This is a genomic window from Bacillus sp. ES1-5 (assembly GCF_022487605.1).
Classification (GTDB): domain Bacteria; phylum Bacillota; class Bacilli; order Bacillales; family Bacillaceae_G; genus Bacillus_A; species Bacillus_A wiedmannii.
In genome coordinates this window covers 91,955-116,313 of the sequence record NZ_JAKVPU010000005.1, presented here as the reverse complement: position 1 = coordinate 116,313, position 24,359 = coordinate 91,955, and the positions used below count along the sequence as shown (strand labels likewise).

At 38.3% G+C, this 24,359-nt stretch carries 30 protein-coding genes; 3 read left to right on the top strand and 27 right to left on the bottom strand.

All coding sequences use genetic code 11. The annotated features are described in order from the left end of the window. Nucleotides 1–6: 6 nt before the first annotated feature. From nuoK to nuoA, 8 genes are read right to left on the bottom strand one after another with little or no spacing between them, the layout of a single operon-like run. Nucleotides 7–321: an NADH-quinone oxidoreductase subunit NuoK gene (nuoK, locus tag MKO96_RS17490; protein WP_000100078.1), complete on the bottom strand. Its 315-nt coding sequence runs from the start codon at nucleotides 319–321 to the stop codon at nucleotides 7–9. Further along, entirely contained in the window at nucleotides 314–838 is a 525-nt protein-coding gene (locus tag MKO96_RS17485) for an NADH-quinone oxidoreductase subunit J (RefSeq protein WP_001012824.1), read from the bottom strand. Before MKO96_RS17485 ends, nuoK begins: the two co-directional genes overlap by 8 nt. Then, nucleotides 835–1,254, bottom strand: coding sequence for an NADH-quinone oxidoreductase subunit NuoI (gene nuoI, locus MKO96_RS17480; protein WP_000677191.1), 420 nt, complete (start codon nucleotides 1,252–1,254; stop codon nucleotides 835–837). The genes MKO96_RS17485 and nuoI overlap by 4 nt, the downstream gene beginning before the upstream one ends. Nucleotides 1,255–1,279: 25 nt before the next feature. Further along, nucleotides 1,280–2,281 (bottom strand): NADH-quinone oxidoreductase subunit NuoH, encoded by a 1,002-nt coding sequence (nuoH, locus tag MKO96_RS17475; RefSeq protein ID WP_000573437.1) that lies wholly within the window; start codon nucleotides 2,279–2,281, stop codon nucleotides 1,280–1,282. Next, entirely contained in the window at nucleotides 2,281–3,381 is a 1,101-nt protein-coding gene (gene nuoD, locus MKO96_RS17470) for an NADH-quinone oxidoreductase subunit NuoD (protein ID WP_240588204.1), read from the bottom strand. Before nuoD ends, nuoH begins: the two co-directional genes overlap by 1 nt. A 3-nt stretch (nucleotides 3,382–3,384) precedes the next feature. Further along, nucleotides 3,385–4,446: an NADH-quinone oxidoreductase subunit C gene (locus MKO96_RS17465; protein WP_240588203.1), complete on the bottom strand. Its 1,062-nt coding sequence runs from the start codon at nucleotides 4,444–4,446 to the stop codon at nucleotides 3,385–3,387. Beyond that, nucleotides 4,443–4,961, bottom strand: coding sequence for an NADH-quinone oxidoreductase subunit NuoB (gene nuoB / locus MKO96_RS17460; protein WP_000236331.1), 519 nt, complete (start codon nucleotides 4,959–4,961; stop codon nucleotides 4,443–4,445). The genes MKO96_RS17465 and nuoB overlap by 4 nt, the downstream gene beginning before the upstream one ends. Then, nucleotides 4,952–5,320, bottom strand: a complete 369-nt coding sequence (gene nuoA, locus MKO96_RS17455; RefSeq protein ID WP_050279514.1) for an NADH-quinone oxidoreductase subunit NuoA — start codon at nucleotides 5,318–5,320, stop codon at nucleotides 4,952–4,954. Before nuoA ends, nuoB begins: the two co-directional genes overlap by 10 nt. A 282-nt stretch (nucleotides 5,321–5,602) precedes the next feature. On the opposite strand from nuoA, the gene MKO96_RS17450 reads away from it, so the two are divergent. Next, on the top strand, nucleotides 5,603–8,332 hold the full coding sequence (locus MKO96_RS17450; RefSeq protein ID WP_240588202.1) for a putative bifunctional diguanylate cyclase/phosphodiesterase: 2,730 nt from the start codon (nucleotides 5,603–5,605) through the stop codon (nucleotides 8,330–8,332). A gap of 16 nt (nucleotides 8,333–8,348) precedes the next feature. On the opposite strand, the gene MKO96_RS17445 is transcribed toward MKO96_RS17450, so the two are convergent. The 19 genes from MKO96_RS17445 to MKO96_RS17355 all read right to left on the bottom strand — a co-directional run bounded on the left by MKO96_RS17445 (nucleotide 8,349) and on the right by MKO96_RS17355 (nucleotide 22,563). Then, nucleotides 8,349–9,002, bottom strand: a complete 654-nt coding sequence (locus tag MKO96_RS17445; protein ID WP_048560283.1) for a DUF975 family protein — start codon at nucleotides 9,000–9,002, stop codon at nucleotides 8,349–8,351. Nucleotides 9,003–9,049: 47 nt separating this feature from the next. Next, nucleotides 9,050–9,832, bottom strand: coding sequence for a DUF975 family protein (locus tag MKO96_RS17440; protein ID WP_087983306.1), 783 nt, complete (start codon nucleotides 9,830–9,832; stop codon nucleotides 9,050–9,052). A gap of 130 nt (nucleotides 9,833–9,962) precedes the next feature. Continuing rightward, nucleotides 9,963–10,364, bottom strand: a complete 402-nt coding sequence (atpC, locus tag MKO96_RS17435; RefSeq protein WP_000847207.1) for a F0F1 ATP synthase subunit epsilon — start codon at nucleotides 10,362–10,364, stop codon at nucleotides 9,963–9,965. Nucleotides 10,365–10,384: 20 nt separating this feature from the next. Then, complete coding sequence (atpD, locus tag MKO96_RS17430) at nucleotides 10,385–11,794, bottom strand: F0F1 ATP synthase subunit beta (protein ID WP_240588201.1); 1,410 nt, start codon at nucleotides 11,792–11,794, stop codon at nucleotides 10,385–10,387. Nucleotides 11,795–11,911: 117 nt separating this feature from the next. Further along, nucleotides 11,912–12,772, bottom strand: coding sequence for a F0F1 ATP synthase subunit gamma (gene atpG / locus MKO96_RS17425; protein WP_000157704.1), 861 nt, complete (start codon nucleotides 12,770–12,772; stop codon nucleotides 11,912–11,914). 205 nt (nucleotides 12,773–12,977) lie between these two features. Next, complete coding sequence (gene atpA / locus MKO96_RS17420) at nucleotides 12,978–14,486, bottom strand: F0F1 ATP synthase subunit alpha (protein ID WP_000027511.1); 1,509 nt, start codon at nucleotides 14,484–14,486, stop codon at nucleotides 12,978–12,980. A gap of 11 nt (nucleotides 14,487–14,497) precedes the next feature. Beyond that, complete coding sequence (gene atpH, locus MKO96_RS17415; protein WP_000064683.1) at nucleotides 14,498–15,040, bottom strand: F0F1 ATP synthase subunit delta; 543 nt, start codon at nucleotides 15,038–15,040, stop codon at nucleotides 14,498–14,500. After that, entirely contained in the window at nucleotides 15,037–15,543 is a 507-nt protein-coding gene (gene atpF, locus MKO96_RS17410; protein WP_076541432.1) for a F0F1 ATP synthase subunit B, read from the bottom strand. The genes atpH and atpF overlap by 4 nt, the downstream gene beginning before the upstream one ends. Before the next feature lie 129 nt (nucleotides 15,544–15,672). After that, a complete protein-coding gene (gene atpE / locus MKO96_RS17405) occupies nucleotides 15,673–15,891 on the bottom strand; it encodes a F0F1 ATP synthase subunit C (protein WP_000052064.1) in 219 nt (72 codons plus the stop codon). A gap of 56 nt (nucleotides 15,892–15,947) precedes the next feature. Further along, a complete protein-coding gene (gene atpB / locus MKO96_RS17400) occupies nucleotides 15,948–16,667 on the bottom strand; it encodes a F0F1 ATP synthase subunit A (protein WP_000399874.1) in 720 nt (239 codons plus the stop codon). 7 nt (nucleotides 16,668–16,674) lie between these two features. Then, nucleotides 16,675–17,067, bottom strand: a complete 393-nt coding sequence (locus tag MKO96_RS17395; protein ID WP_000567600.1) for an ATP synthase subunit I — start codon at nucleotides 17,065–17,067, stop codon at nucleotides 16,675–16,677. After that, a complete protein-coding gene (locus MKO96_RS17390) occupies nucleotides 17,067–17,291 on the bottom strand; it encodes an AtpZ/AtpI family protein (protein ID WP_001171220.1) in 225 nt (74 codons plus the stop codon). Before MKO96_RS17390 ends, MKO96_RS17395 begins: the two co-directional genes overlap by 1 nt. Nucleotides 17,292–17,317: 26 nt before the next feature. Continuing rightward, a complete protein-coding gene (locus MKO96_RS17385) occupies nucleotides 17,318–17,431 on the bottom strand; it encodes a DUF4024 domain-containing protein (RefSeq protein ID WP_000232961.1) in 114 nt (37 codons plus the stop codon). A 370-nt stretch (nucleotides 17,432–17,801) separates the two neighbouring features. After that, nucleotides 17,802–18,431 (bottom strand): uracil phosphoribosyltransferase, encoded by a 630-nt coding sequence (gene upp, locus MKO96_RS17380; RefSeq protein WP_000517539.1) that lies wholly within the window; start codon nucleotides 18,429–18,431, stop codon nucleotides 17,802–17,804. Between the two features lie 272 nt (nucleotides 18,432–18,703). Continuing rightward, nucleotides 18,704–19,945, bottom strand: coding sequence for a serine hydroxymethyltransferase (gene glyA, locus MKO96_RS17375; RefSeq protein ID WP_140386953.1), 1,242 nt, complete (start codon nucleotides 19,943–19,945; stop codon nucleotides 18,704–18,706). 253 nt (nucleotides 19,946–20,198) lie between these two features. Further along, nucleotides 20,199–20,816 (bottom strand): TIGR01440 family protein, encoded by a 618-nt coding sequence (locus tag MKO96_RS17370; RefSeq protein WP_240588200.1) that lies wholly within the window; start codon nucleotides 20,814–20,816, stop codon nucleotides 20,199–20,201. Nucleotides 20,817–20,837: 21 nt separating this feature from the next. After that, the gene (rpiB, locus tag MKO96_RS17365) at nucleotides 20,838–21,281 is read right to left on the bottom strand and encodes a ribose 5-phosphate isomerase B (protein WP_000869917.1); all 444 of its coding nucleotides are present in this window, start codon (nucleotides 21,279–21,281) and stop codon (nucleotides 20,838–20,840) included. A gap of 96 nt (nucleotides 21,282–21,377) precedes the next feature. After that, complete coding sequence (locus tag MKO96_RS17360) at nucleotides 21,378–21,818, bottom strand: low molecular weight protein arginine phosphatase (protein ID WP_240588199.1); 441 nt, start codon at nucleotides 21,816–21,818, stop codon at nucleotides 21,378–21,380. Nucleotides 21,819–22,065: 247 nt separating this feature from the next. Next, entirely contained in the window at nucleotides 22,066–22,563 is a 498-nt protein-coding gene (locus tag MKO96_RS17355; protein ID WP_000473649.1) for a PTS sugar transporter subunit IIA, read from the bottom strand. 386 nt (nucleotides 22,564–22,949) lie between these two features. Between MKO96_RS17355 and MKO96_RS17350 the strand changes: the two genes are divergently transcribed. Both MKO96_RS17350 and MKO96_RS17345 read left to right on the top strand, forming a co-directional pair. Then, nucleotides 22,950–23,336 (top strand): DoxX family protein, encoded by a 387-nt coding sequence (locus MKO96_RS17350; RefSeq protein WP_000968694.1) that lies wholly within the window; start codon nucleotides 22,950–22,952, stop codon nucleotides 23,334–23,336. A gap of 159 nt (nucleotides 23,337–23,495) precedes the next feature. Then, nucleotides 23,496–24,107, top strand: coding sequence for a flavin reductase family protein (locus MKO96_RS17345; RefSeq protein WP_000949076.1), 612 nt, complete (start codon nucleotides 23,496–23,498; stop codon nucleotides 24,105–24,107). Nucleotides 24,108–24,359: the final 252 nt, after the last annotated feature.

Genomic DNA, 24,359 nt, shown 5'->3' with positions numbered 1-24,359 from the left:
ACAATGTTATCCTTTGAGCGTATCCATTTCATCTACATGAACCGTCGTACGATTACGATACAAAGCAATTAAAATGGCGAGTCCTACCGCCGCCTCCGCTGCTGCTACAGCCATCGTAAATAGAGAGAAAATTTGCCCTGTTAAATTTGGAAACAAACCTAATTTACTAAACGCGACTAAATTTAAATTGGCCGCGTTAAGCATTAATTCAATACAAACTAATACAATCACTGTATTTCGCTTCGTTAAAGCTCCAAACAAACCGATGCAAAACAAAATAATCGCAAGCGTTAAATATGCAGAAGCTGGAACGCTACTCATTGGAATCCTCCTCTTTCTCATCCTTCTTCGCAAGTATAATCGCGCCAACAAGTGCTACAAGTAAAATAACTGAGGTTAACTCAAATGGAATAATATATTTCGAATAGAGAAGTGTACCGATTTGAAGTGTGTTTTTTTCATGGAGAGGTAAACTTCCTTGTGTGCTTTCATTTGCAAAATCAATATTGTTAACAGCGAAATACATAACTGCCCCAAATGCTACAACTGCAAAGAAGATAATCCATTTTCGAAGAGTAAGACGTGATTCATTTTCTGCGTTATGTTGTGTTAACATAATGCCAAAAATCATAATAATTGTGATCGCACCAGAGTAAAGTAAAATTTGTGCAACCCCTATAAATTCGGCCGATAAAAGAAAGTACAAACCTGCGATACTAAGAAATGTCAGAACGAGAGCTAGCATCATATGCATGACTTTCGTTAAGTTCAACATAAGAACACCGCCGATAATTGCAGACAAGGATAGTATGAAGAATGCTACAAACTCGCCATTCATGCTTTATTCTCCTTCCTGACGTTTTCGTCGTTTTCGTCAAGCCACTGCAAATTTTTAAATAAATCATCACGTGAATATTCCGCGAGCTCAAAGTTATTTGTCATAACAATCGCCTCTGTCGGACAAACTTCTGTACATAAATCACACAGAATACAAATTTCAAAATTAATATCGTACGTGTCGATAATTTTTCCTTTTTTCGTAGGATCCGGATGTTTTTTCCCCGTTAACTGAATACAGTCTGTCGGACAAATGTTGGAGCACTGGTTACAAACAATACACTTTTCCGGATAAAACTTTTGAATACCTCGAAAGCGGTCTGGCAATGGCAACGGTTGATTCGGATAATCGTAAGTCACCTTCTTCTTACTCAAATTGCTTAATGTATATTTTAATCCTTTAAATAGTCCTTTCATCTCTTACTGGCACCCCCCTCATAGATTAGAAGAATAACTCCTTAATCAATGCCGTTAAGAAAATATTCGCAAGTGCAATTGGCAATAATACTTTCCAGCCAAACTCCATTAACTGGTCACCTCTTATACGCGGAAACGTAACGCGGAACCAAATTAATAGAAAGACTACACTGCTAAATTTCAAAGCAAACCATACAGCTCCTGGAATAAATCCAAGGAACATAACTGGATTCCATCCGCCTAAAAAGAGCACTGTAATTAAAGATGCCATTCCGAAGAAATATACGTACTCTGAAAGCATGAAAAACGCCCATCGAAACCCTGAGTATTCCGTATGATATCCAGAAACAAGTTCCGACTCTGCTTCTGGTAAATCAAACGGCGTCCTATTTAACTCTGCTACCGCCGCGATCAAGAAAACGACGAAACCGATTGGCTGCACGAAAATGTACCAAACATTCTCCTGCGCCGCTACAATTTCATTTAAATTCAGGCTACCAGCTAACAAAACGACGCCAATTACACTCATTACGAGCGGAATTTCATAAGAAATCATTTGCGCCGCCGCACGCATCCCTCCTAAAAGGGAATATTTATTATTTGATGCCCATCCTCCGGTTACGACACCAATCGTCGTAATGCCAGAAACAGCAATGTAATACAGTAAGCCTACGCCAATATCCGCGAACTGAAATTTATCAGTAAACGGGATGACTGCAAGCACCATAAATGCCGGTGCGAATGCAATGACAGGCGCTAATATAAACAACGGTTTATCTGCCGCTTTCGGAATACTATCTTCTTTCAGTAATAGTTTTAAAACATCAGCTACCGTTTGCAGTAAACCGAACCGGCCCCCAACTTGGTTTGGGCCAATCCGCCCTTGCATAAAACCCATCACTTTCCGTTCTGCCAAAATACCATATGTAACGAAGCCAAGGACTGCAAATAATAGAAGCACCGCTAATCCGAAAAAAATGAAGAAATTCGTCCAGCTTGAAGGTGATTGTAAGAGCGTTTCAATCATTAGCCATCAACCTCCCCAAGTACAATATCAACTCCACCTAAAATCGTAATTAAATTGGCGATGTTTTCACCTTTCAATAATTTTGGTAAAATTTGCAAATTATAAAAAGACGGCCTGCGAAACTTCAAGCGGTACGGCTCTTTCTTTCCATCACTAGCAATATAGCAACCAATCTCTCCTCGCGGTGATTCTATACGGACGAACGCTTCCCCTTTAGGCGCCTTAATGATTTTCGGCACTTTCGCTAGCACAGCTCCGTCTTTCGGGAACTGCTGGACAGCTTGCTCAACAATTTTTAATGACTCCTCAATCTCTTGCATACGGCAAACGTAACGATCCCAAGCATCTCCCACACTCCCAACAGGAATATCGAAATCAAAACGATCATAAATGGAGTACGGTTCATCCTTGCGAAGATCCCAGTTTACTCCGGTACACCGCAAATTCGCTCCGCTTAAAGAATACGAAATCGCTTCTTCCGCGCTATATATACCAACGCCTTTTACGCGATTTAAGAAAATCTCATTACCGCTAACGAGATCATGATAACCTGCCAATTGCTCTCGCATATACGGAACAAACTCTTCCACTTTTTCAATCCAACCGTCCGGCGCATCCCACTTTACACCCCCGACTCTCATATAGTTAAAAGTAAGCCGGGCACCGCATAATTCATTTAATAAATTTATAATCATCTCTCGTTCACGAAACGCGTATAAAAACGGGCTGACCGCTCCTATATCAAGAAGATTTGTCCCCCACCAAACGAGGTGGCTCGCAATCCTTCCAAGCTCCATTGCAAGTACTCGCAAGTATTCAGCCCGCTCCGGGATTTCAAGCCCCATCATCGTCTCTACAGCATGGCAAATGACGTAATTATTCGTCATGGCCGATAAATAGTCCATTCGATCTGTATAAGGGATAATTTGCGTATAATGTAAGCTCTCGGCAATCTTTTCAGTCCCGCGATGCAAATATCCAATAACTGGTGTAGCTTCTTTAATAATTTCCCCGTCAATCTTAATAACAAGCCTGAACACACCATGCGTACTCGGGTGCTGAGGCCCTACATTCAAAAGCATTTCTTCCGTACGGATCATAAGCTACACCTCCACATCATGCGGTTCATAATCTTTCCTAAGCGGATACCCTATCCAATCATCAGGCATTAAAATACGTGATAAATTCGGATGTCCCTTAAATACAATGCCGAGCAAATCATACGCTTCTCGTTCTGGCCAGTCCGCGCCTTTCCAAAATGCTGTTACCGATTCTACTTGCGGCTCTTCCCTATCCAGCTTCACCTTCACCGCTACTGACTGTTTCTTTCCATATGAAAATAAATGAACATACACTTCCATATGTGTCACAAAATCCGTCGCATGTAACTCTGACATATAATCAAAAGCAAGTCCCTCATGGAATCGCAGTAACTCCATTACTTCATAATATTTTGAGGGCTCCACCACAAGAGTTGGCACGTCTTTTGAAAGTTTATTAATGTAGGAATCTACTAATGTATCCTCTCCAATTTTCCCCTTAATAACTTCAACATACTGATTTAAATACGGCTGATTCACGGATGGCTCTTCCTGCTTCGGCTCCTCTTCTGCTTTGCCCTCAGCGCCCTTTGTCTTCGCCCTTGCTGCCGCAGCCGCTTTTGCCTTCGCTGCTGCAATTGCCTTCGCCTTTTCATCTCCCGAATCCCCGTCACCTTGAGAGGCCTTCTGCTTCGCTAACGCCGCTGCTTTTGCCTTTGCGGCCGCCACGGCCTTTGCTTTCGCCTTTGCCTTGTCTTCTTCCGTTACCTCTTCTGTTCCTTCTCTTTTTTGCTTCGCTAATGCCGCCGCTTTTGCTTTTGCCGCCGCTGCTGCCTTCGCCTTCGCTTTGGCCTTGTCTTCTTCCGTTACCTCTTCTGTTCCTTCTCTTTTTTGCTTCGCTAATGCCGCCACTTTTGCTTTTGCCGCCGCTGCTGCACGTCGTTTTGCTTCTTCCACAGTCATACCATCATTTTTTGGTAGCGCTTTCTCTTTTTCTCGATCTTCTTCCTCAAGTTTCCTTATTTCCGCATCATGTTTCGCAACGAGACGCTTTCTCGCCTCTTCTTTCGCACGCCTAGCCGCTTCTCTTTTCAAATCCTCTAAGTCTTTATTTGGATCACTCATTTATTCGTCACCTGCTTTCCCGTCTTTGCCTCGTAACGAATTTTTTCTTTCAGTTTATTAATTCCATAAATTAAAGCGGCGGGGTTTGGTGGGCAGCCAGGAATATACACGTCAACTGGTACAATTTGATCTACACCTTTCACAACAGCGTATGAATTTACATATGGACCACCTGCTGTCGCACAAGATCCCATTGCAATCACCCATTTTGGTTCAGGCATTTGATCATATAAACGCCGAACAATAGGAGCCATCTTCTTCGTTACCGTTCCCGACACAATCATAACGTCCGATTGCCTTGGTGAAGTCCGAAAGAATGACCCAAATCGATCTAAATCGTAATGTGACGAACCTACTCCCATCATTTCAATTGCACAGCATGCTAGTCCGAATGTCATCGGCCATAAAGAATTGCTGCGTGCCCACCCTTTCAACTGCTCCAATGTAGAAAAAAAGATATTTCGTTCTAATTCCGCTCGTTCATTTGGATGTAATTCCTCAAAATTTATAACCATTGTAACACCTTCTTTTTCCAAGCATACGCTAATCCAACTAGCAACATTACAACAAAGATGAGCATTTCAATCAGTGCAAATAAACCGAGCTTGTCATATGCAACAGCCCATGGATATAAAAATAAAGTTTCTACATCAAAGATGACAAACAATAAAGCAAAAATATAATAACGAGCATGAAACCGAATGTTTGCATCATGAAAGGGCTCAATCCCACTCTCATACGTCGTCGCTTTCGCTGCACTTGGTTTGTTTGGACGCAGCATCCTTCCTAATGTAAGAGCCACTACCGGCAGCAATATACCTAATAGCAAGAAAATCAAAACGATCATATAACTATTTTCATATACACTTACCATTGTGAAACCCTCCCCCCTGAATTAAGAACAAGTTCACTTAGTAAACAATATGTCCTAGTTGCAGTAATTATTATTTTTAAATTTTTCTAAATAATGCAACTATTTTAATCATTATAGCAAACTTCAAATTCCTATGTCGATATGTTGGGGACAGAAACGAGAATTATTAAAATCTATTTTTATAACTCGCTATACCTGTGCAAAATAAGTATAGAAATTATATATGTTTTTCAATAAAAAATAAAAAGAGGAATTTATATGTATATACCGTGGGTGAGATAAATGAAAAAACAAACACATGTAAGTATTCTTATAAGCATTATATTATTGTCTATAGCGATTCATTACGTGGCAATGCCTTTTCTATATGAATACTCATTTCCTTTTCAAATATTAATTGGAATGAGTACCTTATTCATTGATATTATCGCTTGTAGTTATATACTTTATTTTTCAAATAGAAAAGAAGGGTTACCTCGTTTATTTTGGACCATATTATCTGTTGGAACCCTCTCTTATTTCATTGGTGATTTAGTCGTTGCCTATCAACGTTTAATTTTAAAGGATTACTATACATTCGTTGATCCGTCTGACTTTTTTTACCTACTTTTTTTAATTAGCTTTGCATTTGCCTTTCTATATGAAATCATCTATAACCGAGATTTATTAGAAAAGCTTTTTATGATATGTGATATTTGTATTATTGTTACAGCCCAATTCACTTTAAGTTACTACTTACTTATCGAACGAACCATTCACGTTTCTTCAACATCCTATATTGACATATTTGTTCAACTTACCTATCCAATGGCCGATTTACTCTTTTTTCTCATAGGAATCAATCTTTTATTCAAACCTTTATCCTTATTATCAAAAAAAGTTGGTGCGCTTCTTGGCGGTGCTTTAATTTTGTATGCCACTACAGACGCGATTTATGCTTATATCAAATACTTCACACCAGAGTATTCTATGTTTACAGTTACTCCTCTCTATCAAGTAACTTTAGTACTAGTAGCAATGGCCTGTATTCTGCATACAAAAGAACCTGAAAAACAAGAGCAAGTACTATTAACCCCTAAACTTGGGGAATCGATCAGATTATCATTACCTTATATTTCTGTAGTAATGCTTATTGTTTTTATATTAGTTGAATATGTTTTTGCACCTATTGTAGTAATCGGGCTTATGATAACTTTCTCCTTCGTTCTCATACGACATAGTTTAGTTCGAAGACAAAATAAAATATTATTACTAGCCCAAATGCAATTCAACTCGGAGCTCGAAAAACAAATTGAACTACGTACAGAAGATTTAGTAGAACAAAAAAATGAACTATATCATAACCAACAGATGTTTAAATCTTTATACGAGCATCATCCAGATCCAATCTTCACCTTAGATTTGTACGGTAATTTTCTCAAAGTGAATAACGCTGGTACTACTTTGCTCGGTTATCAAACGAATGAATTATTAAATCAGCCTTACTATTCACTTATGTATGAAGAAGATTTGGAAGAAATCATTACTGCCTTTCATCGCGTAAAAAAGGGGAAATCTATTTCTTTAGACATACGGGCATATCATAAAAATAGAGATATTTACTACTTGCATGTTACAGCTGTTCCTATCTTTTTAAAGAATCATATTTCTGGCGTTTATTTAATGATTAAAGATATTACGGAAAGCAAACAACAACAAGAACAAATTAATTTTCTGGCATACCATGATACTTTAACAGAGCTTGCAAATCGCCGTGCATTTCATCAATATGTAGAACAGGCAATTGCTCGATCCGAAATATCAAAAAGGTCTTTTGCTGTTATGTTTCTCGACCTAGACCGCTTTAAGGTTATTAATGATACCCTCGGTCATAGGGTAGGAGATCTTCTATTAATTGCAGTAGCAAAAAGACTCGAAAGACTATCGACACCAAATATGAAGCTTGCCCGGCTAGCTGGAGATGAGTTCACAATCCTTATCGAAAATTATAAAAAAAGACCAGATGTAAAAAAAATAGCTGATACGATTGTAGCAGCCATGAACGAACCATTCGAAATCGAAAATCAACATTTACAAATCTCACCGAGCATCGGGATTGCAATATATCCTGAAGCAGGTGAAGATCCATTGTCTATTTTACAGCATGCCGATATGGCCATGTACGAAGCAAAGAACAAAGGAAAAAATGGTAGCTCTCTGTACACGAAAGAATTGTATAAAAAAATGGAACGAAAAGCCCGAATTGAAAAAGATTTACCACTCGCTTTAGTAAACGAAGAATTTTATCTCGTCTATCAACCACAAGTTGATATTACGACGAAAAAGATTATTGGTGCCGAAGCATTAATACGCTGGAAACACCCACTCCTAGGTGACATTCCGCCATGTGAGTTCATTCCAATTGTAGAAGAGACGCCACAAGTCGTTCCGCTCGGTCATTGGGTATTAAAAGAATCTTGTCGCCAGTTAAAAATATGGCATACTTTCGGCTACACAGATTTAAAAATAAGTGTGAACTTATCAGCAAAAGAGTTCCAGCAAGAGAATTTAATTAAGAACATTTCACAAATACTAACAGACATTAAAGTCGATCCAAAGCATGTAACACTTGAGCTAACAGAACGAATTGCGATGATCAACGAAAAAGAAACATTATCCAGGCTAAAGCAATTAAAGGAATATGGTATTCAAACGTCCATTGATGACTTCGGTACCGGCTATTCTTCTCTCGCTTATTTATCAATTTTCCCTATCGATACATTAAAAGTACCGAGAGAATTTACACAACTAGCCGATCATCGGCCTGAGGAAAGAGCCATCGTTTCCACTATCCTTTCCCTTGCGAATACTTTAAACCTTTCTGTCGTTGCTGAAGGAATTGAAACAGAAAAACAACTTAAGTTTCTACAAAATAACAACTGTAAATATATGCAAGGTTACTATTTCAGTAAACCACTTACTAGTCATCAATTTATAAAATTTCTACAAAAAACACCCAGTATGAACCAATAGCTCATACTGGGTGTTTTTATAATGTCGGAATTTTTTTCTCGTAATATTCCTCTGCAATTTCTTCATAAAAAGCTGCTGACGTCGTATAAAAATATGGAATGAGCCATAGGAATCCAATCCCTAATGTAATACAACTTAATATAAACCAACCAATAAAGCTTAAACATAAAATGAAATACTCCATCTTATGTCCATCCATCATACGACGGCTTTCTGTAATAGCTTGGTTTATAGAATACTCAGGATGATCATTTATAATAAAGTACGTCATCGCATAAGAAAATGATTTAATAATGCCCGGAATAATAAATAGTAAAAACCATAAGAAAATATAAATGTTTACTACTATATATAATAAAAATGACTTTATAAACTTACTTCCTTCTGTAAACCATCTGAATATATGCCCAATACGCGCTTCCTTTTCACGAATGATATGCAGTGCTAAACAATAACCACCTAGCGTTAATGGACCTACCATCAATATTGAAATAACGTCTACTGAAAGTGAGCCATTTACTTCTTTCCAATCCCAAACCTGAGAGAAAACGAAATCAATACTAAAACTAAAAGCTGAAATAAGAATCGAAATCAATAATGTTGCACCGACAGCTAATCCCCATTTCCCTTCTAATGAATCAAGCGCTTCTCCTTTTAAGTCACTAATCATAATGTTCCTCCTATACGTAATAACTCTATTAGTATAGCATGTCCCTACTACAATTCATCTTTTGAAAGATAGCGATAAAAATGCGCTGTCGTTGTACTCATATACGGGCTAAGCCAAAGAAAACCTATTCCAAGTGTTAAAATCGCTAAAATACCCCATCCTATAAAACTAAGCCATAAAAGAAACAAATCTAACTTATGTCCCTTCATAAGATGCTTACTTTCTTTCATTGCTCGTGACACACTATACTCTGGGTTTTCAATCATTACATAGTACGTCATCGTATAAGAAAAATACATCACAATCATAACAACGATTGAAATAGCTAATAGTACAAAGAAAGCGATAGTAAACGACGTATTTCCTTCTTCACCGAAAAATGCGAATAAGGCTACTAGCAACATTGGAATCCATGTACCTGTATATAACAAAATCGCAAGCATTGCCCACATCGTTTTCATCATTCTTTTAAAGCCACGAAATCCTTCGAATAAGTGATCTACTTTAGCACCTTCTCGTTTACTAATCTGTAAAAATACATTTGTATAACCGTATGATGTAATTCCATACGATGCGTTACTCAAAATTATTATGATGCAATAAAAAATACCAAATGTAATACCTGCTCCAATTGATATCGTTTCCTCTTCAACTGATCCAGTTAAGCTAATAACTAAGAAAAATATAATAATTCCTGGAATTAACAGTATAAGCATTGCAGCCATTGAAACAACATAACTTAAAATAAAATATAAAATCGTTGATCCAACACCTAGTCCCCATTTTCCCTTTAAAGAGTGCAACGCTTCTCGTTTCATTTCACCGATCATTTATTCATCCCCTTTATAAATTGTTGTACATTCTCTACTTATACGAGCATCAATATAATTATACCATTTTTGTAAAATTATCCATGAACTACACAAAAAAATCCGTAAAGGCAAAGCCTTTACGGATTTTTTATTTCATATCGGAAACGTTTAAACGGTTCACAGCACGTTGTAATGCCATTTCTGCACGTCTAAAGTCAACATGTGCTTGTTTATCTTGCATACGTTGCTCAGCGCGACGCTTCGATTCATTTGCACGATGGATATCGATATGGTTTGCTTCTTCAGCAGATGATGATAATACAGTTACTTTATCTGGACGAACTTCGATAAAGCCACCGCTTACTGCTACATAATCAGTGTGTCCACCATGTTTCAGACGAACTGCACTAATCTTTAATGGTGCAACAGTTGGAATGTGACCCGGTAAGATCCCCATTTCCCCACTCTCTGCTTTTACGCTTACCATTTCTACTTCTTTTTCGTAAACCGGTCCATCAGGAGTTACAATACTGACTGGAAATGTCTTCATAATTCGTCCCTCCTAAGGCCTTACGCCATCATTTTCTTCGCGTTTTCAATAACTTCTTCAATACTACCTACAAGACGGAATGCATCTTCTGGAAGGTCATCATATTTTCCTTCTAGAATTTCTTTAAATCCGCTAACTGTATTTTTTACAGGTACGTAAGAACCTTTTTGACCTGTAAACTGCTCAGCTACGTGGAAGTTTTGAGATAAGAAGAATTGAATACGACGAGCACGATGTACAACTAACTTATCTTCTTCAGATAACTCATCCATACCTAAGATAGCGATGATATCTTGAAGCTCTTTATAACGCTGTAAAGTTTGCTGTACTTGACGAGCTACTTCATAATGCTCTTCTCCTACGATTTCTGGAGAAAGTGCACGAGATGTAGATGCTAATGGATCTACGGCTGGGTAAATACCCATTTGTGTTAAACGACGCTCTAAGTTTGTTGTTGCATCTAAGTGAGCGAACGTTGTAGCTGGTGCTGGATCCGTATAGTCATCGGCTGGTACATATACCGCTTGGATAGACGTGATAGATCCTTTATTTGTAGATGTAATACGCTCTTGTAATTGACCCATTTCTGTTGCAAGTGTTGGTTGGTAACCTACCGCAGATGGCATACGACCAAGAAGGGCAGATACTTCAGAACCTGCTTGCGTGAAACGGAAGATATTATCGATGAACAGAAGTACGTCTTGTCCTTGCTCATCACGGAAATGTTCAGCCATTGTTAAACCTGTTAATGCAACACGTTGACGTGCTCCAGGTGGCTCGTTCATTTGTCCGAATACCATCGCAGTTTTCTTAATTACGCCAGAATCGCTCATTTCGTGGTATAAATCGTTACCCTCACGAGTACGCTCACCTACACCAGCGAATACAGAGATACCACCGTGTTCTTGTGCGATGTTATTAATTAATTCCTGAATTAATACCGTTTTACCTACACCGGCACCACCGAATAGACCGATCTTACCACCCTTAATGTAAGGAGCAAGTAAGTCTACTACTTTAATACCAGTTTCAAGAATTTCTACTTTAGTAGATAATTCTTCGAATGCAGGTGCTTGACGGTGAATTGGATCACGGTGTACATCCGCAGGAAGTTCACCATCTAAGTCAATTGCATCACCTAATACGTTAAATACACGACCAAGTGTTGCATCACCAACTGGTACAGAGATTGCTTTACCAGTATCTTCTACTTCTGTGCCACGAACAAGTCCATCTGTGGAAGACATTGCAACTGTACGAACTGTGTCATCACCTAAATGAAGTGCAACTTCAAATGTTAAGTTAATGTTTGTTCCGTTTTCGTTGCTTTGTTTTACCGTAAGGGCGTTGTAGATTTCTGGTAGCTTTCCGCCATCAAACTTAACGTCTACAACCGGACCCATGATTTGCGTAACGCGCCCTTTATTCATCGGGTTCCCTCCTAGCTTTCTTTTAATTAGCCAGCTTTCTAAGAGAAGTCGGCTTTTAATTTTTTATTAGTGTAGCTTTCGCAGTTCTCCTGAAAAAACCGCTTCCGCTTTTTAATACTATTCTAACGCTGCTGCTCCACCAACGATTTCCGTAATCTCTTGCGTAATCGCTGCTTGACGCGCACGGTTGAATGAAAGTGTAAGTGAGTCGATAACTTCCATTGCGTTGTCTGTAGCACTCTTCATTGCTGTCATACGCGCTGCGTGTTCACTTGCTTTACCGTCTAGTAATGCACCGTACACTAAGCTTTCTGCGTATTGTGGCAATAATACTTTTAAAATTTCTTCTTCAGAAGGTTCGAATTCATAAGCTGTCGTCGGTTTGTCAGACGCCACATCAGTAAGCGGTAAAATTTTATTTTCCGTTACTTCTTGTGAAATTTTACTTACGTAATGGTTGTAGTAAATATATAGCTCATCATAAGCACCATCTGCGAACATCGCAATTGCTCGAGAAGCAAGGTCTTTAATATCAGTAAATGATGGGTGGTCAGATAATCCAACTACTTCATCAATGATGTTAAAGCCGCGACGTTTTAAATAATCACGTCCTAGTCGGCCAAGCACAATAATTGAATATTGGTTTGAATCCATATTATGACGTTCACGAATTACGTTACTTACTGTACGTAATACGTTACTGTTATAACCACCTGCTAGTCCGCGATCAGATGTAATAACGATGTATCCTGTACGCTTTACAGGGCGCGAATTTAGCATTGGGTGATTAATCCCTTTACTTCCTTGCGCAATGCTCGCTACTACTTCTTGAATCTTTTCCATATACGGAACGAAAGATTTAGCATTTTGCTCTGCACGGTTTAACTTAGATGCAGATACCATCTCCATCGCTTTCGTAATTTGGCTCGTTTTCTTTGTCGAGGTAATCTTCGCTTTTATATCGCGTAAAGATGCCACAGGTTTTCACCACCTTTTTTCCAGAAGTTGGCACGATTAGTAAGAATCCTCTTCCTAATCTACGTTGCAAGATATTCTTGCTCATGATTGAAGGAAAAGAATAGGTGCACCTACTCTTTTCCTTTACATAACCGTCAGCAATCTCAAATCTTGAGATGCCTTTTATATGATCTAGCTAAGCCACAATCGGCTTCACTTTTATTTATTATTCAGAAGCTACGAATACTTTTTTAAATCCGTTAATTGCTGCTGCAAATTTGTCGTCATCCGCAAGTTTCTTAGTTGTGCGGATTTCTTCTAATAAGTCAGTCGCATTAGAATCTAACCAAGCATGGAATTCTTCTTCGAAACGAGTGATATCTACTACTGGGATATCATCTAGGAATCCACGTGTTAAAGCGTAAAGAATGATAACTTGTTTCTCTACACGTAATGGTTTGTGTAATCCTTGTTTTAATACCTCAACAGTACGAGCACCACGGTTTAGTTTCGCTTGAGTTGCTTTATCAAGGTCAGAACCGAACTGAGCGAACGCTTCTAACTCACGGTAAGATGCAAGGTCAAGACGAAGTGTACCTGATACTTTACTCATTGCTTTAATCTGAGCAGATCCACCTACACGAGATACAGAAGTACCCGCATCGATCGCTGGACGTACGCCAGAGAAGAATAGGTCAGATTGTAAGAAGATTTGTCCATCCGTAATAGAAATTACGTTTGTTGGGATGTAAGCTGATACGTCCCCTGCTTGTGTTTCGATGAAAGGTAGTGCAGTTAAAGAACCGCCGCCTCTTGCATCACTTAATTTTGCTGCACGCTCTAATAAGCGAGAATGTAAGTAGAATACATCCCCTGGATATGCTTCACGACCTGGAGGACGACGTAATAGTAATGAAAGCTCACGGTAAGCCGCTGCTTGTTTTGATAAGTCATCATATACTACTAATACGTGTTTACCATTGTACATGAACTCTTCACCCATTGTTACACCAGCATAAGCAGCTAAGTATAATAATGGAGCTGGTTGAGAAGCTGATGCAGTTACAACGATTGTGTAATCTAATGCACCGTGCTTACGTAGTGTTTCTACTACGTTACGTACAGTTGATTCCTTTTGTCCGATAGCTACATAGATACAAATCATATCTTCATCTTTTTGGTTAATGATTGTATCAAGTGCAACTGCTGTTTTACCTGTTTGACGGTCACCAATGATTAACTCACGTTGACCACGGCCAATTGGTACAAGAGCATCGATCGCTTTAATACCTGTTTGAAGTGGCTCATGAACAGATTTACGATCCATTACACCTGGTGCTGGACTTTCGATTGGACGAGTGTTTGTTGTATTGATTGGGCCTAAACCATCAACTGGTTGACCTAATGGGTTTACAACACGACCGATTAGTTCTTTTCCTACTGGTACTTGCATGATGCGACCAGTACGACGAACTTCGTCACCTTCACGAATTTCTGTGTAAGGTCCTAAAATAATGATACCTACGTTGTTTTCCTCTAAGTTTTGTGCTAGTCCCATAACGCCGTTAGAGAACTCTACAAGTTCACCAGCCATAACGTTATCAAGACCATGAGCACGCGCAATACCGTCACCAACTTGGATAACTGTACCAACATCACTAACTTCGATTTCAGACTGATAGTTCTCGATTTGTTGCTTTATCAGTGCGCTAATTTCCTCAGCTCTGATGCTCATGTGCTTCACCCCTATCTATTCTTCATTAATTCACGCTGAATACGTGCTAATTTTCCTTGTAAGCTTCCGTCGTAAATGCGATTTCCAATACGTACTTTAATGCCGCCTAGTAAATCTTCATCTACAACATTTTTTACGCGAATTGCATCTTTTCCCGTTCTCTTTGCAAATGCTTCTGCAATGTTAAGCTTCTCTTCTTCTGATAGAAGACGAGTAGAATATACAGTTGCGTCGGCTACGTTACGTTCTTCATTAGCAAGAACAACATATTCATCTGCAATTTCAGGTAAGATATCAATACGTTTGTTATCAATTAAAATATATAACGTATTTAAAATAGATTCAGAAACAGATCCGAATACGTTTGCAAGAAACGTTTTCTTCTGCTCTTTTGAAATGTTCGGTTGCGTTAAAAAGCTATGTAGTTCTCCGTTCTTTACATAAACGTTTTGTACAAGGCGTAATTCCTCTTCAAACATTTCTAATACGTGTTTTTCTTTTGCAATTTTAAAAAGAGCGACAGCATAACGTTTTGCTACAATCCCATTGCTCATCGCGCTTCTCCTACTTCTTTAATATAATCGCGAATTAACTTAACTTGATCTTCTTCTTTTAACTCTTTTTCAATTACTTTAGAAGCAATTTGAACAGATAAAGAAGCGACTTGTTCTTGTAAAGCAGCAATCGCTTGCTCTTTTTCGCGTTGAATTTCTTGTACAGCAGATGTTTTAATTGATTCTGCTTCTTCTTTCGCAGCAGCAACAATAACATCCTTTTGATCTACAGCTTGTTTCTTCGCTCTTTCGATTAACTCTTGTGCTTCAACACGCGATTGTTTTAACATTTCACGTTGTTCTTCTACTAATTTCTTCGCTTCAGCATTACTTCTTTCTGCAGCGTCGATTTCATTAGTAACATGCTCTTCACGTTCTTTCATAATTCCCATTAAAGGACCCCACGCGAATTTGCGTAGCATTACTAATAGAAGTAAGAAAATGAACAATGTATAAGCAATCGTTCCAAATGGAATGGAAGCCCCTAATAATAAAGTTGGCACAAGGATTCACTCCCTTCAAAATATCTAAATTGATCATATGAAAAAAAAAGACATACGTTTCGTTCATAAAGCAATGGCGAAGAAAGTTCGGAAAAACACTCTTCGCCATCTATGTAAGGGGAGTCTCCCTTATTTGTTCATTACGATGAATGCAATAACTACACCGATGATTGGAAGTGCCTCAACTAAAGCAACCCCGATGAACATAATTGTTTGAAGCGCGCCTTTTAATTCTGGTTGACGAGCAACACCTTCGATTGTACGTGATACGATAAGACCGTTACCAATACCTGCACCTAATGCTGATAAACCAATTGCAATTGCAGCTGCGATTACACCTAAACTCATTTAATTTGTCCTCCTTTGTATTATAAAAAAATAAATTTTTTCTTACTTAAATTATATTAATGGTCATGGCTTACTTTATGAGCCATATAAACCATCGTTAACATAACGAAAATAAATGACTGGATTGATCCAACGAATACACTGAATCCCATCCATGCTAACATTGGTACAAGCGCACCTAATGCTCCAAGGAATGATGCCCCGCCTAACTTAGCAAGTAATCCTAATAAGATCTCACCTGCATAAATGTTACCGAATAAACGAAGACCTAACGTTAATGTGTTAGCAAACTCCTCAATAACCTTTAATGGGAATAAGAATTTCATAGGTTGGAAATAACCTTTTACGTATTCTTTCGTACCCTTCATCTTAATTCCATAATAATGGGTGAGGGTAACTACCATCACGGCTAATGTTAATGCAACTGCTGGATCAGACGTTGGTGATCTCCACCATGCAATATGTTCGCCAGCCTCAACTGTTGAATACATGAATGGTAAACCAAGGAAGTTCGATACGATGATAAACATGATAAGCGTAACGCCAAGCGTTAAGAAACGTCCACCTGTTTTCCAGTCCATCGTACTATTGATAATCCCTTTCACGAAGTCAAACACCCATTCCATGAAGTTTTGCATACCGGTTGGGCGAAGGGCTAAACTGCGAGTTCCGATAACAGCGATTAAGAAAACAATAACTGCTGCTACAGTAACCATCATAACTGATGACAAATCGAACGTTAAACCTAGAAATTCAACTAATTTACCGTGTTCCACTAGTAATTCACCTCTCTTCCCTGCTCTTATACTCTAAATAAAGAAAATCTATGATCATGACAAGGTATCCTGTCAGCAATCCTACACCTAGGCCCCACATCGCAATTAACTCTTGATATTTGGCTGCAAATAAAATTAATAACCCAATCGTGGCGAATCTTGAATATGTACTTACCGCTGTCGCCTTAAACTTCACGTTTTCTCCATTTGTTACGCGATCCAACAGCTTGTCTGTTCTACGTGCAATGATGCGCAAACTAAGAAAACTGAAAATCGTTCCGATAATCAGCCCAAGAAATACATCCTTGTAAGAGGTGAATCCCCATCCTAGCACTAGAAGCGCAAGCAAGTAGTACATATATTTCTTTTGTCTTTGGACAAGTCCATGTACGTCTATCATCATTGCTCTCCCGAATAGTAATGTCGAATGAGTCGAATCATTGCGTATATCCCTGTTCCTAATCCGAGTAATAACCCTATAATAAGAAACAATGGAAACGTTCCAACCTTACTATCAATCCACTGCCCACCAAAGATTCCAATAAGAATAGAACCGACTAATTGAGCAAGAATACCTGACATTAAAGCATAAGCTTTTATATGGCTGCGATCGTTTTTTTGCAAGGATTCATCCCTCCAATATGTAACCCTCATTCACGATGTGTTAATAATAACTCATTTTTTTGCATAAATCCTATACAAAACAAAAAGTTTACATTTTCGTCACGGAATAGATGTATTTTTGTCACTGAAAGCCCTACCATCTATCCCCGTTGTTAGCATACAATAGGGTATTAACAGTGTCAACGAGAAATCGTAAAAAATCAAAAAATTTGAGTATCAGGTATTTCCTCCCAAAAATGAAAACGTTACCCTTCTAAATACTGGTTATAGATATGCAATTTCTAACAGTTTTCTATTTATAATAGAAGAGAATGTTCACAAGTTTGTCACTATTATGTTTTTAAAATATAACGCTTCCCTTCCATATATAGTGTTTGCTAGACGTAAGACTTCTATATTATATGTGATGTGTATACAACTTATGTTGTATATAGCCTGTATATTTATCTCCCTCCCCTGCTTGCTTAGGACACAAAAAAACGAGAGGGGAATCCCCTCTCGTCAGTTGTCTTACTTCGTTCCGAATAAACGGTCACCAGCATCACCAAGACCTGGTACTACATATCCGTGGTCATTTAATTTCTCATCTAATGCTGCTACATAAATATCAACATCAGGATGTTCTTCTTGTACTACTTTTACTCCTTCTGGAGCTGCAACGATACACATTAATTTAATTTGTTTTGCACCGCGCTTTTTCAGAGAGTTAATTGCTTCAGCTGCAGAACCACCTGTTGCTAGCATCGGATCTAGTACGATAAAGTCACGCTCTTCTACATCCGTTGGAAGTTTCACATAGTATTCTACCGGTTGCAATGTTTTAGGGTCACGGTATAAACCAACGTGTCCTACTTTTGCTGCTGGAATTAATTTCAGAATTCCATCAACCATTCCTAAACCTGCACGTAAAATCGGAATTAAACCAAGCTTTTTACCAGCGATCACTTTTGTTGTCGCTTTGCTTACAGGTGTTTCAATTTCAATGTCTTTAAGTGGAAGATCGCGAGTAATTTCGAAAGCCATTAAACTCGCTACTTCGTCCACTAATTCACGAAAATCTTTCGTACCTGTATTCTTATCGCGAATATATGTAATCTTATGTTGAATTAACGGGTGATCAAATACATACAGTTTTCCCATGTGAATCTCTCCTTTAGATGATATTCATGCGTTCGCACGCTTTTTTACACTATTTACGATTGTAAAGAAAACGCTACTAATATTCAAGGGCAAATTTGGCAAAATCATGATTTTACGATGAATCTATCTAGTATCTTTACCAATTATGGGAGCTGTATCCTTCATTATATCGCCAAAATTTATTCATCATTTGTATACATACTTAAAGAACAATATATGTCCAAAAAAAAACTGCCAAAACAATTACGTCTCAGCAGTCTTCTTTAATTCTATTATAGGTCTGTGTACATTGGGAATTTGCTCGTTAACGCTTCTACACGCTTACCTGCTTCTTCTAATGCAGCTTCATTTTCATGATTTTTTAATGTGTAAGCAATAAGTGACGCAATTTCATCCATTTCTTCTAAACCGAAACCACGAGATGTTACAGCTGCCGTACCGATACGTACACCGCTTGTTACAAATGGGCTTGCTGTTTCAAATGGAATTGTATTTTTGTTCACTGTAATACCAACTTCATCTAATACGTGCTCTGCTACTTTACCTGTGATTTCTAAGTTACGAACATCAATCAGGATTAAATGATTGTCTGTTCCACCAGAAACAAGTGTAAGTCCTTCTTTTTGAAGACCTTCAGCTAAGCGGTTCGCATTATTAATGATATTTTGTGCATATGTTTTAAAATCATCTTGTAGCGTCTCACCAAATGCAACAGCTTTTGCAGCAATTACGTGCATAAGTGGACCACCTTGAATACCAGGGAAGATTGATTTATCAATTTGTTTTGCAAATTGCTCTTCACATAAAATCATACCACCACGTGGACCACGTAATGTTTTATGTGTTGTCGTTGTAACGAAATGTGCATGTGGTACTGGGTTTGGATGTAAACCAGCAGCTACTAAACCAGCGATATGTGCCATATCAACCATAAAGTATGCACCCACTTCATCTGCAATCTCACGGAATCGTTTGAAATCGATAACACGAGGATATGCACTTGCACCTGCAACGATTAATTTTGGTTTATGTTCTTTCGCTTTTGCTAATACATCATCGTAATTAATACGGTGAGATTCAGCATCCACGCCATATTCTACGAAATTATATTGTACTCCACTGAAGTTAACAGGGCTTCCGTGTGTTAAGTGACCACCATGAGATAAATTCATACCAAGTACTGTATCGCCTTGCTCTAAAATCGTGAAGTATACTGCCATGTTCGCTTGTGCACCAGAATGCGGTTGAACATTTACATGCTCTGCGCCAAAAATTTCTTTCGCGCGATCACGTGCGATATCTTCCACTACGTCTACGTGCTCACAGCCACCATAGTAACGTTTTCCAGGATATCCCTCAGCATACTTATTCGTTAAAACAGAACCTTGCGCCTCCATTACTGCTTCACTTACGAAGTTTTCCGAAGCAATTAACTCAATCTTTGAACGCTGTCTTCCTAGTTCTGCCTCAATTGCAGCAAATACCTTTTCATCTTGACGTTTTAAATGATCCACCAAAATCCCCCTTTTCTGAACGAATTACATCGATTCCCAATAGTTTTTTCTCATTTATTCAGAAAAAACGAAAATTCAGGTTGTAATTCTTTCGAACCTTCATGTTTTCAACTACATTCTAACATGACTTTCTATATCATAAAAGAAAAAAAAGACCGAAAATCGGTCTTTTCTTTCTTCTATTATAAAGTCAGACTACATACCTTTTATCTTTCGATATAAAGCTATTATGCGACTTTATAATTTTTCATGTCTAACGGCAAGAGATAGTCTCTTCCTTCGCCGCATAAACAGCACGTGCTCCACCAATTAGTTTTCCACGTGTCGTTGCCATCGTTACATGCGCACCTCCAATTTCCTTCACACTTGTACGAACCGGAACAGCTACATGCTTTAAATGCATACCGATAAATGTATCACCAATATCCATTCCTGCATCTGCTTTAATAAATTCAATTACTACCGGATCTTTCAAATTGTGATACGCATATGTTGCTAATGCACCACCTGCTGATCTAACAGGCGTAACTGTTACAATTTCAAATTGATATTTCATCGCTAACTCTCTCTCAACTACTAAAGCACGGTTTAAATGCTCACAACATTGAAACGCCAACTCAATACCTGTTTGCTCTTGAAATTGTTTTAACTCAGAAAAAATCGCCTCTGCTACTTCCATCGTTCCTGATGTTCCAATTCTTTCTCCTAGCACTTCGCTCGTGCTACACCCCACTACAAAAATTTGACCACTTTGTAATGAAGCTTGTTCTTGGAAATCAGAAAGCGACATTTGTAACTGTTCTCTTACCTTTACGATTTCTGTCATTACGCCTCTTCCTTTCACAGGTTGGTTCACCAGATTATATTTCATACTACTTCTAGTTAGAATCTATTACTTTGTTTCGTATGTTTTAATTTTTCCTACGCGGTTTTCGTGACGACCACCTTCATAGTCAGTTGTTAACCAAATTTTTGCGATATCACGTGCTAGACCTGCACCAATTACACGCTCGCCCATTGCTAACATGTTCGTATCATTATGCTCTCTCGTTGCTTTCGCACTGAAAGTATCATGAACTAATGCACAACGAATACCATTTACTTTGTTTGCTGCAATTGACATACCGATGCCTGTCCCACAAACTAAAATACCACGATCTACTTCGCCATTCGCTACCATTTCCGCTGCTGGAAACGCAAAATCAGGGTAATCAACAGAACCAGCTTCACATTCACAACCTAAATCAATATATTCAATATTTAACTCTTCTAATAAACTTACAAGTTCTTTACGGATATTCATGCCGCCGTGATCAGATGCTACTACTACTTTCATTTTTACCCCTCCAAAGTTTCAATCATTTATCTTCATTTCTCACTCACTACCATAATGGAACAAAGTGATCTCCAATATCGTATTATACACGAAACATCAACCTTCTGAATGTTTTTTCAGTAAAGTTTGTACAAGTTTTTCCATCTCTTCTAACGTTTCTTTATAAATAGAAAGTGATCCGCCAAATGGATCTGAAATATCCTTACTTATCCCCTCAGTTACTCCATATAATGTATCTACTTTCTTTTCAACACTCGGGTAATGCCCAAGTACAATTTGCTTATGGTTTTCCGTCATCGTTACTACAATATCTGCCCAATCAATCAAAGTTTCATTTACCTGCTGCGAAGCATGATCGATTGCAATTCCCTTTTCAACTAAAGCTTCCTTTGCATATATCGACGCATCACTTCCTGGATAGGCGAAAACACCGGCAGATTGCACTTCAAACTTACCTTCTCCATAGTGACGAAGTAACGCCTCGGCCATCGGGCTACGGCATGTATTTCCAGTGCAAATAAATAACACTCGTTTCATCCAAACCCACCCCTTTTCTTCTTTTTCCTACTTTTTATCATAACGTACATAAGAATAGAACAAAAGAAATGTGAATATACGAAAGGCGCATTTCTCTTATATCTTTTCTAAGAAAAATGCGCCTTATCCACATATATGTGAAACCCTATTTCCAAGTGCCCAAAGTATTTTACCATACATAAGGAACAGACTACAAAACAAAATAAGGAATCCATTTCATACGAAACGGATTCCTCTTATACAATAATTATTTCATTGTAACTTTCATTACTTCTGTTGAACCTTTTGTAGCTGTTACACCTACAGTTGTTTTAATAGACTCAGCTGCATCTGTGTTTGTAATAACGATTGGAGTAATTGTACTTTTCGCTTTTTCACGGATTAATTCTAAGTCGAATGAGATTAATTTATCTCCCGCTTTTACAGCTTGGCCTTCAGAAACGTGAGCTTCGAAACCTTCGCCTTCCATTTTTACAGTTTCTAATCCAACGTGGATTAAAATTTCTGTACCGTTTTTCGCTTTAATTCCTACAGCATGTTTTGTGTGGAATAACTGTACAATTTCACCATCAACTGGAGATACAACTACACCTTCAGTAGGATCGATTGCAACACCTTCACCCATCATACGACCAGCGAATACTGGATCTGGTACTTCTTCAATATTTTTCACTGCTCCAGTTAATGGAGCTACGATTGTTTCTTCATTTGTTTTTGAACCAAAACCGAATAATTTTTTAAACATAGGATAGTCCTCCTCATAATTTACCTAAAAGTTTATAGGGCAATCCCTAGTAAAACTCGGGATACATGTAAGACTTCATACTTCGAATATTATACTGTAAAAACGCTTTCGAAATAAATTACGTCATTACTAATAGACTCTTATTGTAGCTCTTTGCAAAATTCCAGTCAATTCTGATTGTCTGAATAACAATAAGAAGTTAACTTCTACTTATATTTTCTCTTTTTTTACCCAACTTGTCTAGAGGTCTTTACTACATTTTGTTTTTTGTCGCTAATTTGTAAAATTAATTTCAAACTTTTTTCGAAATCCACTTGACTAAAGTAAGTAACTATTTTATTATTACTTACATAAGATAAGTTAATAACTTTTAGGAGGTTTTTGAAATGATGGATATCGGTCTTCTTATTATTCGTCTTATTATAGGTATTACATTCATGGGTCATGGTGCTCAAAAATTATTTGGGTGGTTCGGCGGTTACGGTTTAAAGGGAACTGGCGGCTGGATGGAATCAATCGGTTTACGTCCTGGTGTATTCATGGCATTTATGGCTGGCGCAACTGAATTATTAGGTGGCTTCTTATTCGCATCAGGTATTTTCACTGCAATTGGTTCACTATTTATCGTTGGAACAATGTTAATGGCAATCTTCACTGTTCACGGAAAAAATGGTTACTGGGTAACACAAAACGGATATGAATACAATTTAATGTTAATCGCTGTTGCGATTGGTGTAGCTTTAATCGGACCTGGCGCATACGTTTTATTATAATTTTTATCTTGAATTCGAGATTATTTAGACAGAACTTACTTCATTGTGATTGAAGTAAGTTCTTTTCATGTAATAAAAATATTATTTTCAGCAGGAGTTTTCCACTAACATCTTGTAAACAAACAATAAGTCGTCATATTTAGAAAGGGGATTTTTAGCATGTTATCCATTAATCCAAATGAACAAACGGAAAAAGAGAATTACAAATTATTAACGGGAAGTATCATTCCACGCCCCGTCGCATTCGTTACTTCTGTAACAAAAGACGGCGTATTAAACGGAGCACCATATAGTTATTTCAATATTGTCGCTGCTAACCCACCACTTATCTCAGTTTCTGTACAACGAAAAGCAGGAACACCGAAAGATACTTCTCGAAACGCAATTGAAAAGGGTGAGTTTGTCGTACATATTTCTGATGAATCTTACGTAGAAGCAATTAACGAAACAGCAGCTAACCTCCCGCCAAATGAGAGTGAAATTGAACTAGCAAAACTAACACCAATTGAAAGTGATGTCATCTCCGTTCCAGGTGTAAAAGAAGCAAATATTCGAATGGAGTGCGTACTAGAACGCGCAATCCCTCTTGGCGGAACAGAAGACTCACCAGCTTGCGATCTACTAATCGGGCGCGTCGTTCGTTTCCACGTCGCAGAACACCTATACGAAAACGGCCGCATTCATGCAGAAGGACTAAAACCAGTAAGTCGCCTAGCAGGACACAACTACGCTAAACTAGGCGAACAATTCGAGTTGGTAAGACCAGTTTAAAAGCGGAGGCGGCTCGTTCAGAATCGCAGGGGGATGGAGCTTCTGACGCAGGGGCGTTTTTTGCCTCGCAGGAAGACGCGAAGCCACCAGAGATTCTAGCCGCTGGAGCTGGATATCACCCCCAAAAGCGGCAACAGTTCAATCAAAATAGGAGTAACAGTAAAGTAAAAGAGGCTGTACCAAATTACTTTGGTACAGCCTCTTCATAGAAGAAGAAAAATAATTTTTCATTATTGGTCATCGACCTCTTTT

What these genes read in the sequence shown, in the direction of transcription:
- nuoK (WP_000100078.1), bottom strand. Translation starts at nt 321, where the DNA reads ATGAGTAGCGTTCCAGCTTCTGCATATTTAACGCTTGCGATTATTTTG.
- MKO96_RS17485 (WP_001012824.1), bottom strand. Translation starts at nt 838, where the DNA reads ATGAATGGCGAGTTTGTAGCATTCTTCATACTATCCTTGTCTGCAATT.
- nuoI (WP_000677191.1), bottom strand. Translation starts at nt 1,254, where the DNA reads ATGAAAGGACTATTTAAAGGATTAAAATATACATTAAGCAATTTGAGT.
- nuoH (WP_000573437.1), bottom strand. Translation starts at nt 2,281, where the DNA reads ATGATTGAAACGCTCTTACAATCACCTTCAAGCTGGACGAATTTCTTC.
- nuoD (WP_240588204.1), bottom strand. Translation starts at nt 3,381, where the DNA reads ATGATCCGTACGGAAGAAATGCTTTTGAATGTAGGGCCTCAGCACCCG.
- MKO96_RS17465 (WP_240588203.1), bottom strand. Translation starts at nt 4,446, where the DNA reads ATGAGTGATCCAAATAAAGACTTAGAGGATTTGAAAAGAGAAGCGGCT.
- nuoB (WP_000236331.1), bottom strand. Translation starts at nt 4,961, where the DNA reads ATGGTTATAAATTTTGAGGAATTACATCCAAATGAACGAGCGGAATTA.
- nuoA (WP_050279514.1), bottom strand. Translation starts at nt 5,320, where the DNA reads ATGGTAAGTGTATATGAAAATAGTTATATGATCGTTTTGATTTTCTTG.
- MKO96_RS17450 (WP_240588202.1), top strand. Translation starts at nt 5,603, where the DNA reads ATGAAAAAACAAACACATGTAAGTATTCTTATAAGCATTATATTATTG.
- MKO96_RS17445 (WP_048560283.1), bottom strand. Translation starts at nt 9,002, where the DNA reads ATGATTAGTGACTTAAAAGGAGAAGCGCTTGATTCATTAGAAGGGAAA.
- MKO96_RS17440 (WP_087983306.1), bottom strand. Translation starts at nt 9,832, where the DNA reads ATGATCGGTGAAATGAAACGAGAAGCGTTGCACTCTTTAAAGGGAAAA.
- atpC (WP_000847207.1), bottom strand. Translation starts at nt 10,364, where the DNA reads ATGAAGACATTTCCAGTCAGTATTGTAACTCCTGATGGACCGGTTTAC.
- atpD (WP_240588201.1), bottom strand. Translation starts at nt 11,794, where the DNA reads ATGAATAAAGGGCGCGTTACGCAAATCATGGGTCCGGTTGTAGACGTT.
- atpA (WP_000027511.1), bottom strand. Translation starts at nt 14,486, where the DNA reads ATGAGCATCAGAGCTGAGGAAATTAGCGCACTGATAAAGCAACAAATC.
- atpH (WP_000064683.1), bottom strand. Translation starts at nt 15,040, where the DNA reads ATGAGCAATGGGATTGTAGCAAAACGTTATGCTGTCGCTCTTTTTAAA.
- atpE (WP_000052064.1), bottom strand. Translation starts at nt 15,891, where the DNA reads ATGAGTTTAGGTGTAATCGCAGCTGCAATTGCAATTGGTTTATCAGCA.
- MKO96_RS17395 (WP_000567600.1), bottom strand. Translation starts at nt 17,067, where the DNA reads ATGATAGACGTACATGGACTTGTCCAAAGACAAAAGAAATATATGTAC.
- MKO96_RS17385 (WP_000232961.1), bottom strand. Translation starts at nt 17,431, where the DNA reads ATGGTAGGGCTTTCAGTGACAAAAATACATCTATTCCGTGACGAAAAT.
- upp (WP_000517539.1), bottom strand. Translation starts at nt 18,431, where the DNA reads ATGGGAAAACTGTATGTATTTGATCACCCGTTAATTCAACATAAGATT.
- MKO96_RS17370 (WP_240588200.1), bottom strand. Translation starts at nt 20,816, where the DNA reads ATGAAATATAATCTGGTGAACCAACCTGTGAAAGGAAGAGGCGTAATG.
- rpiB (WP_000869917.1), bottom strand. Translation starts at nt 21,281, where the DNA reads ATGAAAGTAGTAGTAGCATCTGATCACGGCGGCATGAATATCCGTAAA.
- MKO96_RS17360 (WP_240588199.1), bottom strand. Translation starts at nt 21,818, where the DNA reads ATGAAACGAGTGTTATTTATTTGCACTGGAAATACATGCCGTAGCCCG.
- MKO96_RS17355 (WP_000473649.1), bottom strand. Translation starts at nt 22,563, where the DNA reads ATGTTTAAAAAATTATTCGGTTTTGGTTCAAAAACAAATGAAGAAACA.
- MKO96_RS17350 (WP_000968694.1), top strand. Translation starts at nt 22,950, where the DNA reads ATGATGGATATCGGTCTTCTTATTATTCGTCTTATTATAGGTATTACA.
- MKO96_RS17345 (WP_000949076.1), top strand. Translation starts at nt 23,496, where the DNA reads ATGTTATCCATTAATCCAAATGAACAAACGGAAAAAGAGAATTACAAA.